Raw genomic sequence first — 15046 nt, 5'->3', positions numbered from 1 at the left:
AATAACCTTCAAACGATTGTCTACACTTGATCGTATTGAACCGTTGGGAGTGATGAGCAGTAAAGCTGTTTACTGTGAAGCGGGAATCTAACTTTAGCTTATATAGACTCTAGCAATAGGAATCAAAATAATATGGCAAATCTTTTAATCGTGACTGACCAAGCAAGTGACTGGCAACAATACTTCCCTTCAGAACAAGTTGTCAGCGTCGCCCAATACCTTGATGCAGACTGGAAAAACAACTTCCGCAGCGTTCAAGTGGTCAATTTGTGTCGTGATTATGATTACATGAGCAACGGCTATTACTGTTCTTTAATGGCAGAAGCTCGTGGGCATCGCGTTATTCCGCGCGTAATGGCAATTAACGATATCAACCAGCCATTTCTGCTTTCTTCTGGCTTATTAAAACTCAATAAGCTGTGCAAAAACACCGATTCTATTCAATGTAAAATCTACTTCGGTCGTACACCAGAGCCGGGGCTAGATAAGCTTGCTCGTCGCCTGTTCGAACAATTTATGGTGCCTGTAATTGAGCTGAAAATGCACAAGTACCAAGGACAATGGCAAATTAGCCGTATTGCACCATTCCCATTCCAAGATTTAGAAGATCAAGAACAAGACTTCTTCATTGAGTCTCTGGAAATGTTCTCAACTAAGGTTTGGCGTAAACCTAAGCAAGAGAAAAAATACCGCTACGATGTGGCGATGTTAGTGGATGCTGAAGAAAAAATGCCTCCTTCAGATGCATCAGCTCTCAAACGTTTTGCAAGAGCAGCAAACCGTCTAGGTATGAACTTAGAAACGATTTCACCGGATGACTTATCACGCTTAGGCGAGTTTGATGGCTTGTTCATTCGCGCAACCACCAATATCAGCAACTACACCTATCGCTTTGCAAAAACCGCAGAAAAGATGGGCTTGGTGGTCATGGACGATTCTGAATCCATAATGAAATGTACCAATAAGGTCTTTTTAACAGAGCTTCTACAACGCAACAACGTTCCTGCACCGAAAGGTGTGATTGTGAAAAGCTTCGATGAAGACTGGAAAGAAAATCTGCTTTCTCAACTTGAACTGCCAATGGTACTGAAGATTCCAGATGGTGCATTCTCTCGTGGCGTTGTGAAAGTTCGCACTGAAGAAGAGTTACAAAAAGAAGCTTCAGCACTGTTTGAAAAGAGCGCGCTTATTTTGGCTCAAGCCTTTATGCCGACTGATTTTGACTGGCGTATTGGTGTGATGAACCGCCAACCTATCTTCGCTTGTAAATACATGATGAGTCGCGGTCACTGGCAGATTTATCAACACCACAATAGCGGACGAGTTTCTTCTGGTGGTTTTGAAACTCTAGATTTAAAACAAGTACCGAAAAATGTCGTGGATGTAGCGGTTAAAGCAGCCAACCTTATCGGTAGCGGCTTGTACGGTGTTGACTTAAAAGAGATTGACGGTCAAGTTTATGTTATTGAAGTTAACGACAACCCAAGTATTGACCATCACGTAGAGGATGCTTTCTTGGGAGACTTGCTATACGACCGAGTCATGACAGAGTTCCTGCGCCGAATCCAAATGCGCGGCTTCTAACCAAACTCGTCAATAGCCCAAGGTCATCTTGGGCTATTTTGTATAAGAGACTTATTCATACAAAAGACGTCGCTTTGCAGAAATAAAAGTTTCAAAAGGAACACTATGGATTTTTTAATAGACCAATGGCAGTTTTCAGGACAACAAGCAACTCAGGTAACGGAGAAGCAGGCCCAGCTACAAGCACACCATTGGTATCATTGCCAACGAGATGTGCTGGGCGTTCGTGAATGGCTTATCGAAAATGCTATTCCCGCATCGATTGTCGATAGCTTGTTGGCAGAAGATACACGTCCTTTATTTGAACAATACGACGAACAGAATTTCTTGCTGATTCTAAGAGGTGTCAACCTTAATGAAAACGCAGATCCCGCAGATATGCTCAGTGTCCGCATACTGTATTATCAAGGTGTGCTGATCTCTACTCGCAAGATCCCATCTAAAACGATCAATGCGATCCGCGAGTCTTTACGTGAGGGGCAAGGTCCAAAAACCATTGCAGACCTGGTTTTGAACATCATCGATGGGCTAAACAAAAATATCGATAATTACCTCAATTCCGTTGAAGACAAAATTGAAGCTTTTGACAGCGAGTTAGAGCTAAGTGATGAATTAATGGATACTCACAAAGCGCTGCTCAAAATCAAACGCTTCATCAAACCTCAGCAATACGCGATTGATGACTATTTATCTTCAGATGTACCGTTGGCTAACTTCAAGAATATGCGCTTACGCCACAGCGTAAACACCATTACCCGCATTAATGAAACACTCGACTTTTTCCTCAGCGAGTTAGATATCATTAAGGGTGAGTTGCGCCAATACCACGCAGAAAAGATGAACCAGAACACTTATCTGTTCTCTGTGATTGCCGCTATCTTCTTACCGACCAGCTTTTTAACCGGTCTATTAGGTGTTAACGTAGGAGGCATTCCGGGAACCGAATCCCCTATTGCCTTTGCTCTATTCTGCTTCGGATTAGTAGGAATATTCGCTGTAGAGTTTTGGATACTAAAACGCCTACAGTTTTTCTCGAAAAATTAATACTAGTCACAAGCAATAAATGAATTCTGCCCTAGGAACATAGGACACTATGTAATTAGGGTGAATGAATGCAGTCAACGCAGTTACAGATTCAAATAGGATGAGTACATGTATATTTTTGGCTACGGAAGCCTAATGAATTCACACTCTAGACAACTGACTGGACAAACGGGAAAAGCCATTCCTGTTATTGCACACGGTTTGGTTCGCTCATGGGGAAAAATAGATGATAGCTACACCATCTCGCCTCTTGTTGTGAATTCAGGAGAAGGTCAAGTCAACGGCGTGCTATTAGAAATTGATGATTCTGCACTGGTTGAATTTGACCGTCGTGAAAGTGGTTATCAACGTGTTTCTCTTCAGCCAAATCAGATTGAAACAGACCATGAGTTCGACCCAAGCAAGCCAATTTGGGTCTATGTCACCGAGCAACATCTTCAACCCTGTGAAAAAAGTCCGATAGTACAAAGCTATGTGGATACGGTGATTTGTGGTTGCTTAGAAGTCTCCGAAGCTTTTGCCAAACACTTTGTTGAACATACTTTAGGTTGGCATCATCCACTGATTAATGACCGCCATAACCCCATCTATGTGAGACTTGCTGGAGTTTGCCAATCTAAGCATGCTTTGATTGATAATCTGATTGCCAGCGTTCGTTAAATACCGTTTCTCCTTCTATTTTCGGATAGGAGGAGCTTAATCGTTACAGCGAACGTTTACTAAAAACGTTTACACCCTCCATAACCCCTTCTCAAATCTAAGCTTAGCTTCTCAAATCTGTACATTACTTAACTGATTAATTGCCATATTTTCACTCACATTGTTAAATAAAGACTCTTATGTAGCGAGGTCTGTCATGGCAACCATAAAAGACGTAGCACGTGAAGCGGGCGTTTCAGTGGCAACGGTTTCACGCGTGATCAATAAATCTCCCAAAGCGAGCAAAGCTTCGATCGATTCAGTAACGAAAGCGATGAAAGACCTTGGCTACCGACCGAATGCAGCAGCACGAGCGCTAGTGAGCCAAAGCACCAATACTATTGGAGTGCTAGTGAGTGATGTGTCTGACCCTTTCTTTGGCACCTTGGTCAAAGCGGTCGATAATATTGCCCATCAAGCTGGCAAACATTTATTGATTGGTAATGGATATCATCAGGCAGAAGAAGAACGCCGAGCCATTGATTTGCTTATCAACAGCCGCTGTGATGCATTGGTTATCCACTCAAAAGCGCTTTCGGATGAAGAACTCATCGCCTACGCTCAAGAGATCAAAACCATGGTGCTGATCAATCGTCACATCCCTGAGCTTGCTGATCGTTGTATTTCTCTTGATAACTATAAAGGTGCTTATCTCGCGACAGAATTTTTGATCCGACACGGACATTCAAAAATTGCTTGTATCAGTTCATCTCACCACATTGAAGATGCTGACCAACGTATTGAAGGCTACAAAGACGCTTTGGCAACCCATAACATTTCATTGCCAGCGAGTTACCTAGAGCTCGCTTCTCCGGACAGTGAAGGCGGTGAAGAAGCCATGACCAATTTGCTAACCAAGTCTTTGGAAATTACAGGTGTCGTTGCCTATAACGACAACATGGCAGCAGGCGCTCTTTCTGTGCTGGAAGAAAATGGTGTGAAAACACCTCAAGATGTCTCTGTTATTGGCTTCGATGATGGCTTAATTGCACGATATGTACGTCCTCGTCTAACTACAATTCGCTATCCAATTCAAATGATGGCTGAAAAAGCGGCAAAACTTGCGTTACAACTGGCAAAAGATGAACTGTTGGAACAAGAACCAATGTGTTTCTCGCCAACGCTGGTACGTAGAGATTCCGTAGACAAAGCACCGTCTAGCACCACGGTTCAATAAGAAAAAAGCCCTCACTTCATCAGAAGTGAGGGCAAACTCGCTTTCTCCTAAGAACTGTAAACCTTATCCCCCCAGCCCTTAGGTTCACTATGCACCCTACGGGTTATACCCTTCCTACTTGAAGCTGCAGAGGCGTTGGCTACGTTCGTTCACCCCAATCACATAGTTATCTATGCTCATGAGGATTCACTCACTTGCCGCCTACCTGCAACTCCAACTAGTTTAGGTATAGTTCGCCAATACGTTGAACTTATACACAGTGGTAAAAGCGTATTCTTCGCCGGGGAGAGTCATGCAACTCTCCTGTGGCCAATCTGCATGATTCGGTGAATCAGGCAAAAACTGAGTTTCCAGAGCAAGACCTTGATACTGTTCGTATGTAGAGCCTTTTCTGTTAGGTGTACCTTCTAGGAAGTTACCACCATAAAACTGAATCGCGGGTTTATCGGTAAAGACTTGCATAGAAAGGGAAGCATCAGGTGCTTCAACCGCAGCAACGCTTTGACCTGTTTTACAGCTGTCATCAAGTAAGAAGCTATGGTCATAACCTTTGCAGTTTTTCTGCTGTTCATCAGCCAACAAGTCTTCTCTAACTGTCTTAGCAGTACGGAAATCAAAACTGGTATTTTCAACGCTCGCCAGCTCACCCAAAGGAATACCTTCAGATGTGGTTGGCAGATAGTAGTCAGCATTAACTTGCAGTTTATGCTCGAGAATATCTGCGCCAGATTCTGCGCCAAGTAAATTGAAATAGGCATGGTTAGTCAGGTTCAACGGAGTCGCTTTATCTGTCGACGCTTTGTAGCTAATCACGACTTGATTATCGTCTGTTAACTCATAAGTCACCGATGCAGTCGCATTGCCCGGAAATCCTTGGTCACCGTCAGCAGAAAAGATTGAGAATTCTACTTTCTGTTTGCTTTGAGCCACGATATCCCAGCGACGATGGCTCCAGCCATCTTTACCACCATGTAAACAATGCGCGCCTTGATTACCATTTAAATGATAGGTTTCGCCTTGCCATGAGTATTGTGAATTGGCGATACGGTTTGCATATCGACCAACCGTCACACCTAAGAAACTGCCGTGTTGCTTGAAATCTTCCATAGTGCTTAAACCAAGCAACACTTCGCGCATTTCGCCTGCGACAGGAACGACACAACTTAACCATGTTGCGCCGATATCCATAAACACCACTTTCATACCGGCAGCGTTGGTTAGCTCTACTAACTTCGCTGGCTGACCATCGTAAGCCGGTGACTGTGGCATGGTTTCAAATAAAGAATTCGTCATCGATAGAGCCCTTATTGAATCAAACCAGCACCAGCTTTTGCCTGACACACATAGAAGGTTGCAGTAAGACCACTTTGTTGTGGGTATAGAGCTTCAACCGCTTTTTCCACATCATCAACCAATGATGGTGGAACTAAAGCGACAATACAGCCACCAAAGCCGCCGCCCGTCATACGAACACCGCCCTGTTCACCAATCACATCTTTCACGATGTCTACTAAGGTATCGATTTCTTTCACTGTGATTTCAAAATCGTCACGCATAGATGCATGAGATTGCTCCATCAACTCACCCATACGTTTCAAATCTCCTGCGCTTAACGCGTCAGCGGCTTGCAAAGTACGTTCATTTTCTGTGATTACATGACGAGCACGTTTAGCAACAACAGGATCCAGTTGTTCCACTTTGTCGTTAAACATTTCAAGAGAAACATCACGAAGGGCTTTCACACCAAAGATTTGTGCCGCTTCTTCGCATTGTTGGCGGCGAGTGTTGTATTCACTGTCGACTAAGCCACGTTGCTTGTTTGAGTTGATGATGACAACAGACATATCTTCTGGCATTGAAACCGCTTTGGTTTCTAGGCTGCGACAATCGATAAGAAGCGCAGAGTTCGCTTGTCCTTCAGCAGAGATCAGTTGATCCATAATGCCGCAGTTACAACCGACAAACTGGTTTTCAGCTTGTTGACCATTTAAGGCGATTTCCGCTTGGCTAATAGGTAAGTTGTAAAGCTCTTTAAATGTTTGACCAATAACCACTTCTAGAGCAGCTGAAGAGCTTAAACCCGCGCCTTGAGGTACGTTACCGCTCACTGCGATATCCGCACCGTTAAAAGAGTAGCCGCGTTCCATCAAGTATTTCACTACGCCGCGAATGTAGTTCGCCCACATTTTGTTTTCAACAAACTCAATCGGCTGAGTTAAACCGAACTCGTCCGTAGCATTGCCATAATCCACAGCCACAACTTTTACCTTCGAATCAGAACGAGGAGAAGCGGCAACCACAGTTTGATAGTTAATGGCACAAGGCAAAACGAAACCATCGTTATAATCGGTATGCTCACCAATTAGATTTACACGACCTGGTGCCTGAATTAGGTGGGTTGCCTTGTAACCCAGTACTGCTTCGAATGCAGCTTCAACACTTTTAATTAAGCTCATAATTTTGTTCCACTTATTGTTCTTTATAATGTACGTCTGATAGCGAGCGTAGACGCTCTGCGGCTTGTTCTGCGGTGAGATCTCGCTGTGTTTCAGCCAGCATTTCATAGCCAACCATAAACTTGCGAATACTCGCGCTACGCAGCAATGGCGGGTAAAACAATGCATGCAGTTGCCAATGTTCTATGCTCTGACCATCAGTAAAAAACGGCGCATAATGCCAGCCCATAGAGTATGGGAATGAACACTGGAACAGGTTGTCATAACGACTGGTTAACTTCTTAATCGCAATCGCAAGGTCATCACGCATTTCATCGCTCAGCTCGCTGATACGACGGATGTGCATCTTAGGTAACAGCATGGTTTCAAATGGCCAAGCAGCCCAATAAGGAACCACAGCAACCCAATGTTCTGTTTCAACAACAATTCTTGAACCATCTTTCAATTCTGCTTGTACATAATCCACCAGCAGATTTGAACGATTCTCTTGGTAATAAGCACGTAAGTTATTGTCTTTACGTTCTATTTCATTAGGTAAGAAGCTATTTGCCCAAATCTGTCCGTGTGGATGCGGTTGAGAACAACCCATCGTTTCACCTTTGTTTTCAAAAGCTTGAACCCAAAGGTAGTCTTTACCTAACTCTTCAATCTGATCATTCCATGTATCAATCACGCCGCGTATCGCTTGCGGAGCCAGCTCAGGCAAAGTCTTACTGTGATCAGGTGAAAAACAAATAACACGACTTAAACCGCGAACACCCTGCACCTTGAATAGGGGGTGTGCATTCTCAGGTGCATCAGGAGAATCAGGCATTAGCGCAGCAAAGTCGTTATTAAATACGTAAGTGCCTTTGTAATCTGGATTTTTATCTCCTGAAATACGTTCGTTAGTTGGACACAAAAAGCATTTAGCGTCATAAGAAGGAAGATTCGCAACCGATGGTTTTTCATCTTGCCCACTCCAAGGACGCTTAGCTCGATGAGGAGAAACAAGAACCCATTGTCCAGTTAATGGGTTATAGCGACGGTGAGGATGATCAACAGGGTTAAATTCAGTATTCGACATAGCGTTCATTCTTCTCTAAAAACTAGTAACCTTGCGGGTTGGCAACCTGCCAACGCCAAGTATCTTCTGTCATTTCTTTTACGCTGCGAGTTGCTTTCCAGCCCAGATCTCGCTCAGCTTTTTCAGTGCTAGCCCAACATTCAGCGATATCACCAGCACGACGAGGGCAGATCTCATAAGCCACATCTTTGCCACAAGCTTGGCTAAATGCACCAACCATATCGAGTACACTAGAGCCTTTGCCTGTACCCAAATTATAGAGATGCAATCCACTCTTAAGACCGACATGAGTTAATGCGGCGAGGTGTCCATCCGCCAAATCCATCACGTGGATATAGTCTCGAACGCCCGTACCATCAGGGGTTGGGTAATCATTCCCGTACACTGAAAGTTTTTCTCTGCGCCCTACTGCTACCTGTGCGATATACGGCATGAGGTTGTTTGGGATACCTTGTGGATCTTCACCCATTAAACCTGATGGATGCGCGCCAACAGGGTTGAAATAGCGCAGCAAGGTAATGCTCCAACTTGGATCCGAGGTAAAAAGATCCGATAGACACTCTTCCACCATATATTTACTGCGACCATATGGGTTAGTCGTAGCACCTGTCGGGAAGGATTCAGTAATTGGCACAGATGCAGGGTCGCCATACACAGTGGCTGATGAACTAAAAATAATATTTTTCACTCCAGCCTTGCGCATTGAGCGAGCAAGAACCAAAGATCCATTGACGTTGTTATCGTAGTATTCCAGAGGCTTAGCCACCGATTCACCCACAGCTTTCAAGCCAGCAAAATGAATCACCGCTTTGATATCATGCTCTGCAAAAATAGAATCCAGTAAAGCTTCATCACGGATATCACCATGATAGAAGGCTGGTGCAACACCCGAAATCATCTCAATTCTGTCCAACACCTTTTCTTTGGCATTACACAGATTGTCGACAATGATGGGCTCCATGCCCGCTTCAATCATTTGTACGCAGGTATGACTACCTATGTACCCCATACCGCCAGTGACCAATACTTTCACTTCACTTACCTCAAACAACATCTCATTCAATGCACAAGAGTGTAGCAGGCTATATCGTCAGCATTCTGTGATCGTCACTGCAATGTGGAAACGTTTACACCAATTACACTAAATTGTCATAAACAAGGGGCAAGTTTAGAAATCAAACATCTATCTAATTCTGACCTCATTGCTCTATAAGCCTTACCCGTCAATAGGTAAACGATTTCATCAACATATTTTGAAGCATTTTTATTGGCTATAAATCGAACAGCGAACGTCAACCTAAACTAAACTTATTGAGTAACTGTAGGCTTATAGATCTAGTTGTCGTTAAGAGAAAATGTTGGGGGATAAAATGGACACGTACAGCAAAAATAGTGACCACAGCTATTTCGCTTCAACCGGAACGCTGAATAACCAGCTTGCTGAAATTCATCAGCGATTACGCGTGTCTGCTCCAGAAATTGATCGTATTTCTTTTGCACTTTATGACGATGAAAATGATCACCTTAAAACCTATGCAGACAGCACATTTCATGGTTTTGAACTCATGCATTATGAGTTTCCTTTATCAGAGCTACCGGCATTAAAAATTTGTGCAGAGACAGGGGAATGCCGTTATTTAGGTGATATTCCTAATCAACTTAATGCCAAATACCCCCATACAAAATGGCTGATAGAACAGGGCTATCACTCCTCACTTGCTGTTCCTGTTTTCCAGGGCCTTTCTGCCGTCCAAGCTAATAAGGCTTTTGAGGACAAGAAATTTATCGGATTCATCTTTTTAAACTCATGTCAGCAACATTTGTTTAATGAGTCGATTACCAACTCTCTAAAGCCATTCTTGGATATTATTCGCTTCATTGTCACTTCTGAATATGACCTAGTGCACTCGCTAATTGACTCTGCCAGTCTCGTTCATTCTCAATCAAGGGAACACTGGCAAGAATCGGCAGAACACAAGGAGAGGATCAGTCGCTATGCCAAGGTCATCGCACTTGAAGTCGCCCATGTTTACCATTTAGATGACGAAATCATCGAGAACATAACTCAGTTTTCTAAATGCCATGACATCGGTAAATTGTCAGTACCAGCAAGTTTATTGACGAAATCGAGCTCTCTGGGCAATGAAGAACGGGATCAATTGCAAGATCATGTCGAAAAAGGCGTAGAGATCATCAATCAAATTATTGATGAAATGGGATCACCCGATCACCCCTGCGTAGCGGTTTTAAAAGAGATCGTCGCATACCACCACGAGTTCTTAGATGGCAGCGGATATCCTTATGGCTTGACTCAGGAAGACATTCCAATATCAGCACGCATCATTACCGTTGCTAACGTGTTTGATGCCTTGACCAGCCACAGACCTTACAAACAAGCTTGGTCAGTACCATTCGCACTGCTTGAATTAGAGAAAATGGTCGCTAATGGCAAGCTCGACAAGCACTGCGTTAACGGGCTTAGATATCATCAAGAATATTTGAAAAGAGTAATTGAAGCCTATCCTGAGCCAGATCCCAAGGATAGGCCTGACCATCATTGAGAGGCGACTGTTGAATTAGCCGGTGCTTTTGCTCGTACTTCAGCTAACGCTCTCTCTAGATTTTCATTGGCAATCTTGTAGTAAGAAGGCTTTTTGTCGATAGCTTGTTGTAAATATGGAATCGCCTCTTCTGGCTTGCCTTGAAGCATTAAAAAGTATCCCACGTTATTCAACGCTTCTGGAGCTTCCATTCTGCGCATAAACACATTCAGAGCACGCTGAGTTTCACCTTTAGCTAAGTGGATTAATGCCAAGTTATTCAGCGCTTTCTCGTTCTCTGGCTCTTGTTCAAGTGCAGCTAGAGTAAAGCGTGTCGCATCCGTATAGTTGCCACTCATATAGTATGAATAGCCCATGTTCATCAGCGCTTTTGCTGATTTTGGCTGAATTTTCAATGCATGCTTGTAAAACGCCTGTGCGACTTCGTGCTCAGCTTTTACGTCATCCAATACGCCCAACCCCATATAAGCAGTTGCTGGAGACATGTTATCGCTACTCAAGGCATCAATTTCAGTGACACTCGCATCATCATCCAAAGTTAATCTTGAATTTAAGCGCAACTGATCCGCATTGATAGCGCGTAGAAAGTAACTTCTACCTTCATCAACTTTACCTTGCTTGCTGTAATTTGAACCCAACTGCTCTAACACTTGAACATTATTAGGATTGTGCTCCAACGCTAACAAATATGCTCTTTCTGCTAGCTCGTAGTTGCCACGGGACTGATGAATTCGACCAATGGTATACAACGTCTTATCGCTGTATTGCGGATTGGGAAAATCGAGGGAACGAATATACTCGTAAAGTGCCAGATCCGAATTATTTTGCCTCAACGCATAGTCACCACGTTTTATCGCTTCCGTTTCTGTTAAAGGAGCTGCGTCAGTATCAAAAGTTTCAACAGGACGACCATCATACAGTTCACTGTCGAACTTAGATTGCTTATCGGAATCACTCGCACAGCCAGCTAATACTGAGATCAATAAAAGAGTGGCATAGTTATATTTGTTTTTCATATTGATTCCTCTTTTAAAGCTTACTAAATACATCCATGAGATTGATCATTGCAGGGCCAATTACCACAATAAAGAAGCATGGCCATATACAAACTAATAGAGGGAATATCATTTTTGTTGGTATTTTGGCTGCTATTTCTTCCACTTCCTGTGTTCGTTTATCACGAAAGTCTTCGGTATAGTCCCTTAGCGTTTGTGACAAGCTGCCACCAATTCGTGCGGCATGAGAAAGCATGCTGATTAACCCGGCCAACTCATTCACCCCAGTCCTTTCTACAAAACCTTGAAAAGCTTCGGACATGTCGTAGCCCGCTTTGATTTTTAGACACACGGTATCGAGCTCATCAGCTAAATCAGGATGAGACATCGCAAGCTCTTTCGAAACACGCATCAAAGACGCATTTAACCCTAACCCCGACTCAGTACATACAACGAGAAGATCTAGCATGTCTGGGACGCCAGCTTTGATTCGAGACTTTCTCTTTTTCACTAATCGGTCTAATAGAATATTCGGTATAAACAACCCTATACCAAGACCAAATAATATACTTATCAAAGGATTAGAGTCACTTTCAGAAAACACAGAGTAAATTAATGCACCAAACAACCCCAACAGAGTCGATAACGCTTTCAACACATAAAAGAAAGTCAACGCAGTTTCGTTGTGAAATCCAGCGTGCATGAGTTGGTGACGAATACTCTCTTTCTCTTTCGAGCTTCCTGCAGCAAAAATAGGAGATAAAGACTCTAGAGCATTGTCGATTTTTGTTGTTCTTCTCGGTAACTCTGCTGTGTTTTCAGCTTTGTAAGTTTGTAAACGGTTACGTACTACTGATTTACTGCCCGATACCACCAAGAATATTGTTATCACGATCAATACCGTAGAGAACAGTACCATCATCAAAATTAGATTTTCTTGTGTCAGTTGAAAGTTTTCAAAATAAGCTAAAATAGCATCCATAATTAAACCTCAAAATTGATGATTTTTCGGATCCACATAGCCCCAATAAACAGCCCAACTCCACCTACCATTACAAGTTTTGTTCCTCTTGGGTCGGTATATAAAGGGTCCAAATACCCCGGGCTAATAAAACTCAGCATCACAAAAATCGCGAAAGGTGCTAAAACCAATATCCAAGCAGAAAGTTTACTTTCAGCGGATAAGGTTTTGATTTTTCGCTGCAACTTAAATCGAGCACGTAATACCTTTGACACTTTATCTAAGTTTTCAGTTAAATCGCCCCCAGTCTCTTTCTGCAATAAAACCGCACTTGAGAAAGCAAACATAGAAACCGTTGGATTGCGTTCTACCATTTGCATCATCGCTAGGCGGATATCGTACCCATAGTTCAATAAATTAAATGTGGTTTTAAACTCACCACCAAGAGGATCAGGCATCTCTTTACCCACTTCACTAAAAGCGTAAGTTATCGGATGCCCAGCAGATAGCATTCGCTTCATGACATCTAGAGCATCAGGAAAAAGTTCTTCAAATTTGCTTAGTCGCTGAGAAATTTTGCTCGAAATCATGAAGTACAGCACCAACCAGACAAGAAAACTGACCAAAAAGGCGATATAAAAGCGAGCCCCAAGGAAAAAAAATACGATAAACAGAGCAATTTGACTCAAAGAGGTGATGGTCACGACTTGAGTTAGAGAAGAGCCTATACCAGCAAGCTCCAAACTTTTTTTCATATTTGAAAAGGCAGAAAAGCTAACGAGTTTCTGGTCGATAGGTGAAAGGCTGCGAAGATAATGTTCATTCAACAGTGAACGACTTTGCTCATCAACTAAAGACTGACTCTCTTTCAATCTTTTACTGATTGTTTTATGTTTGGCTTTATTCCCGGCAGCAGGCAATAGAAATGCCTGCGATATTAAGAAGACGGCAAAAAACAGAAAACCGAAGAAATATAGGCTGTCTTGCTGCATGTGCGTTACCTCCTATTCAAACGTTTCGTTGAAAATTTCATAAGGCAAATGCCAACCACGCTTAGACAATGAATCATGACACTGTGGGATAACACCAGTCGCAGTAAAATATCCGATGACATTTCCTTCTTCATCCATGCCCTGCCTTTGGAACTTGAATATTTCTGACATAGTAATAATGTCACCTTCCATGCCATTTATTTCTGCAATGCTAACCATTCGACGTTTACCGTCTTCCTGACGTTCCATTTGAACAACCAGATGGATAGCTGATGCAATTTGAGCTCTCAAGTTCTTGGTCGATATATTCCAACCAGCCATAGCAAACATGTTTTCAACACGACTCAATGCATCACGAGGAGTGTTAGCGTGGATAGTAGCCAATGAACCATCATGACCAGTATTCATAGCTGCTAGCATATCCACAGCTTCACTACCACGAACCTCACCAAGTACTATTCGGTCGGGTCGCATACGCAATGAGTTTTTAACCAGATCCCTCTGAGTAATTTCACCTTTCCCTTCAAGGTTTGCAGGGCGTGTTTCTAAGCGAACGACATGGGGTTGCTGCAATTGCAACTCAGCAGAGTCTTCAATGGTGATGATTCGGTCATCACTCGGAATAAAGCCTGAAAAGATATTCAATGTGGTAGTTTTACCAGAACCAGTACCACCAGAAATAAGAATATTAAGTTCACCTTTTACAGCAGCTTCAACAAAACGAGCCATTTGCTCAGAAATAGAGTTGAAAGAAAGCAAATTATCCATCGTCAGTTTATCAACAGCGAAACGACGAATGGATACCGATGGTCCATCCAATGCGAGAGGCGGGATAATAGCATTCACACGAGATCCGTCAGCCAAGCGAGCATCCACCATTGGTGAAGATTCATCGATACGACGGCCAACTTGGCTTACGATTCTGTCAATAATACTGCGAAGATGTCTGTCATCTAAGAAAGTATATGGGGTCCTTTCAAGTTTACCTCGGCGTTCGACAAACACACTTTTTGCACCATTGACGAGAATATCTGAAACTGTGGAGTCATTGAGAAGTGGCTCTAATGGACCTAAGCCAAACACCTCATCTTCAATTTGTTTAATGACTCGTTTACGACCTTCAGCGCTTAATGCATGACTTTGATCCTCAGCCATTAGTTGCACTACCGCATCATGAAGGTCTTTTTTAGCTCTGTCTTTTTCTAAACTGGACAGCAAAGCCAAATCCAACGTTTCTAACAAGCGACGATGGTAATAATGCTTTGTGGCCTGTTCTTGCTCAAGCTGCTTACGAGTATCATCAATGACCTTATTTTTAGCTTCTGCTTCTCTAAGCTTACGCTGCAGAGGACTTTCGTCTTGCTTTGGAGCTTCGCTCTTTTCGACTTTTCCTTGCATAGGTGTCGACTTAGGTATCACTTGCATATCAGAATTCTGAGAGCGCTCTTCCTTTAGAAGATCATCCTGAAAATCAGAACTAATACCTTTACGTTTAAAAAACATATTAATTA

At 42.9% G+C, this 15046-nt stretch carries 13 protein-coding genes; 5 read left to right on the top strand and 8 right to left on the bottom strand.

Annotated features, from left to right (window positions below; all coding sequences use genetic code 11):
* Nucleotides 1-132 precede the first annotated feature (132 nt).
* From ACOSVQ_RS15815 to ACOSVQ_RS15800, 4 genes are all read left to right on the top strand, one after another.
* Complete coding sequence (locus ACOSVQ_RS15815) at nucleotides 133-1584, top strand: RimK family ATP-grasp domain-containing protein (protein ID WP_491983465.1); 1452 nt, start codon at nucleotides 133-135, stop codon at nucleotides 1582-1584.
* A 105-nt stretch (nucleotides 1585-1689) separates the two neighbouring features.
* Entirely contained in the window at nucleotides 1690-2628 is a 939-nt protein-coding gene (locus ACOSVQ_RS15810) for a zinc transporter ZntB (protein WP_491983464.1), read from the top strand.
* A gap of 108 nt (nucleotides 2629-2736) precedes the next feature.
* Entirely contained in the window at nucleotides 2737-3288 is a 552-nt protein-coding gene (locus ACOSVQ_RS15805) for a gamma-glutamylcyclotransferase family protein (RefSeq protein WP_491983463.1), read from the top strand.
* A 196-nt stretch (nucleotides 3289-3484) separates the two neighbouring features.
* Nucleotides 3485-4504, top strand: a complete 1020-nt coding sequence (locus ACOSVQ_RS15800) for a substrate-binding domain-containing protein (RefSeq protein ID WP_491983462.1) — start codon at nucleotides 3485-3487, stop codon at nucleotides 4502-4504.
* A gap of 222 nt (nucleotides 4505-4726) precedes the next feature.
* On the opposite strand, the gene galM is transcribed toward ACOSVQ_RS15800, so the two are convergent.
* Genes galM through galE form a run of 4 tightly spaced genes read right to left on the bottom strand, consistent with a single transcriptional unit; the run spans nucleotide 4727 to nucleotide 9059 of the window.
* Nucleotides 4727-5797 carry a galactose-1-epimerase gene (gene galM / locus ACOSVQ_RS15795; RefSeq protein WP_491983461.1) on the bottom strand — a complete coding sequence of 357 codons (1071 nt, stop codon included), beginning with the start codon at nucleotides 5795-5797 and terminating at the stop codon, nucleotides 4727-4729.
* Between the two features lie 11 nt (nucleotides 5798-5808).
* Complete coding sequence (galK, locus tag ACOSVQ_RS15790) at nucleotides 5809-6960, bottom strand: galactokinase (RefSeq protein ID WP_491983460.1); 1152 nt, start codon at nucleotides 6958-6960, stop codon at nucleotides 5809-5811.
* Between the two features lie 13 nt (nucleotides 6961-6973).
* Nucleotides 6974-8026 carry a UDP-glucose--hexose-1-phosphate uridylyltransferase gene (locus ACOSVQ_RS15785; RefSeq protein ID WP_491983459.1) on the bottom strand — a complete coding sequence of 351 codons (1053 nt, stop codon included), beginning with the start codon at nucleotides 8024-8026 and terminating at the stop codon, nucleotides 6974-6976.
* 22 nt (nucleotides 8027-8048) lie between these two features.
* Complete coding sequence (gene galE, locus ACOSVQ_RS15780; protein WP_491983458.1) at nucleotides 8049-9059, bottom strand: UDP-glucose 4-epimerase GalE; 1011 nt, start codon at nucleotides 9057-9059, stop codon at nucleotides 8049-8051.
* 337 nt (nucleotides 9060-9396) lie between these two features.
* On the opposite strand from galE, the gene ACOSVQ_RS15775 reads away from it, so the two are divergent.
* Nucleotides 9397-10587 (top strand): HD-GYP domain-containing protein, encoded by a 1191-nt coding sequence (locus tag ACOSVQ_RS15775; protein ID WP_491983457.1) that lies wholly within the window; start codon nucleotides 9397-9399, stop codon nucleotides 10585-10587.
* Here the strand turns inward: ACOSVQ_RS15775 and ACOSVQ_RS15770 are convergent.
* The 4 genes from ACOSVQ_RS15770 to ACOSVQ_RS15755 are packed head-to-tail and all read right to left on the bottom strand — an operon-like array spanning nucleotide 10581 to nucleotide 15038.
* Nucleotides 10581-11603: a tetratricopeptide repeat protein gene (locus ACOSVQ_RS15770; RefSeq protein WP_491983456.1), complete on the bottom strand. Its 1023-nt coding sequence runs from the start codon at nucleotides 11601-11603 to the stop codon at nucleotides 10581-10583. The two genes, ACOSVQ_RS15775 and ACOSVQ_RS15770, sit on opposite strands and share 7 nt — an antisense overlap.
* Before the next feature lie 13 nt (nucleotides 11604-11616).
* Nucleotides 11617-12564, bottom strand: coding sequence for a type II secretion system F family protein (locus tag ACOSVQ_RS15765; RefSeq protein WP_491983455.1), 948 nt, complete (start codon nucleotides 12562-12564; stop codon nucleotides 11617-11619).
* Nucleotides 12565-12566: 2 nt separating this feature from the next.
* Nucleotides 12567-13535, bottom strand: a complete 969-nt coding sequence (locus tag ACOSVQ_RS15760) for a type II secretion system F family protein (protein ID WP_491983454.1) — start codon at nucleotides 13533-13535, stop codon at nucleotides 12567-12569.
* Nucleotides 13536-13547: 12 nt separating this feature from the next.
* A complete protein-coding gene (locus tag ACOSVQ_RS15755) occupies nucleotides 13548-15038 on the bottom strand; it encodes a TadA family conjugal transfer-associated ATPase (RefSeq protein ID WP_491983453.1) in 1491 nt (496 codons plus the stop codon).
* Nucleotides 15039-15046 lie beyond the last annotated feature (8 nt).

The organism is Vibrio sp. HM8-C (assembly GCF_058630515.1).
This window is presented reverse-complemented; position numbering and strand designations above follow the sequence as displayed.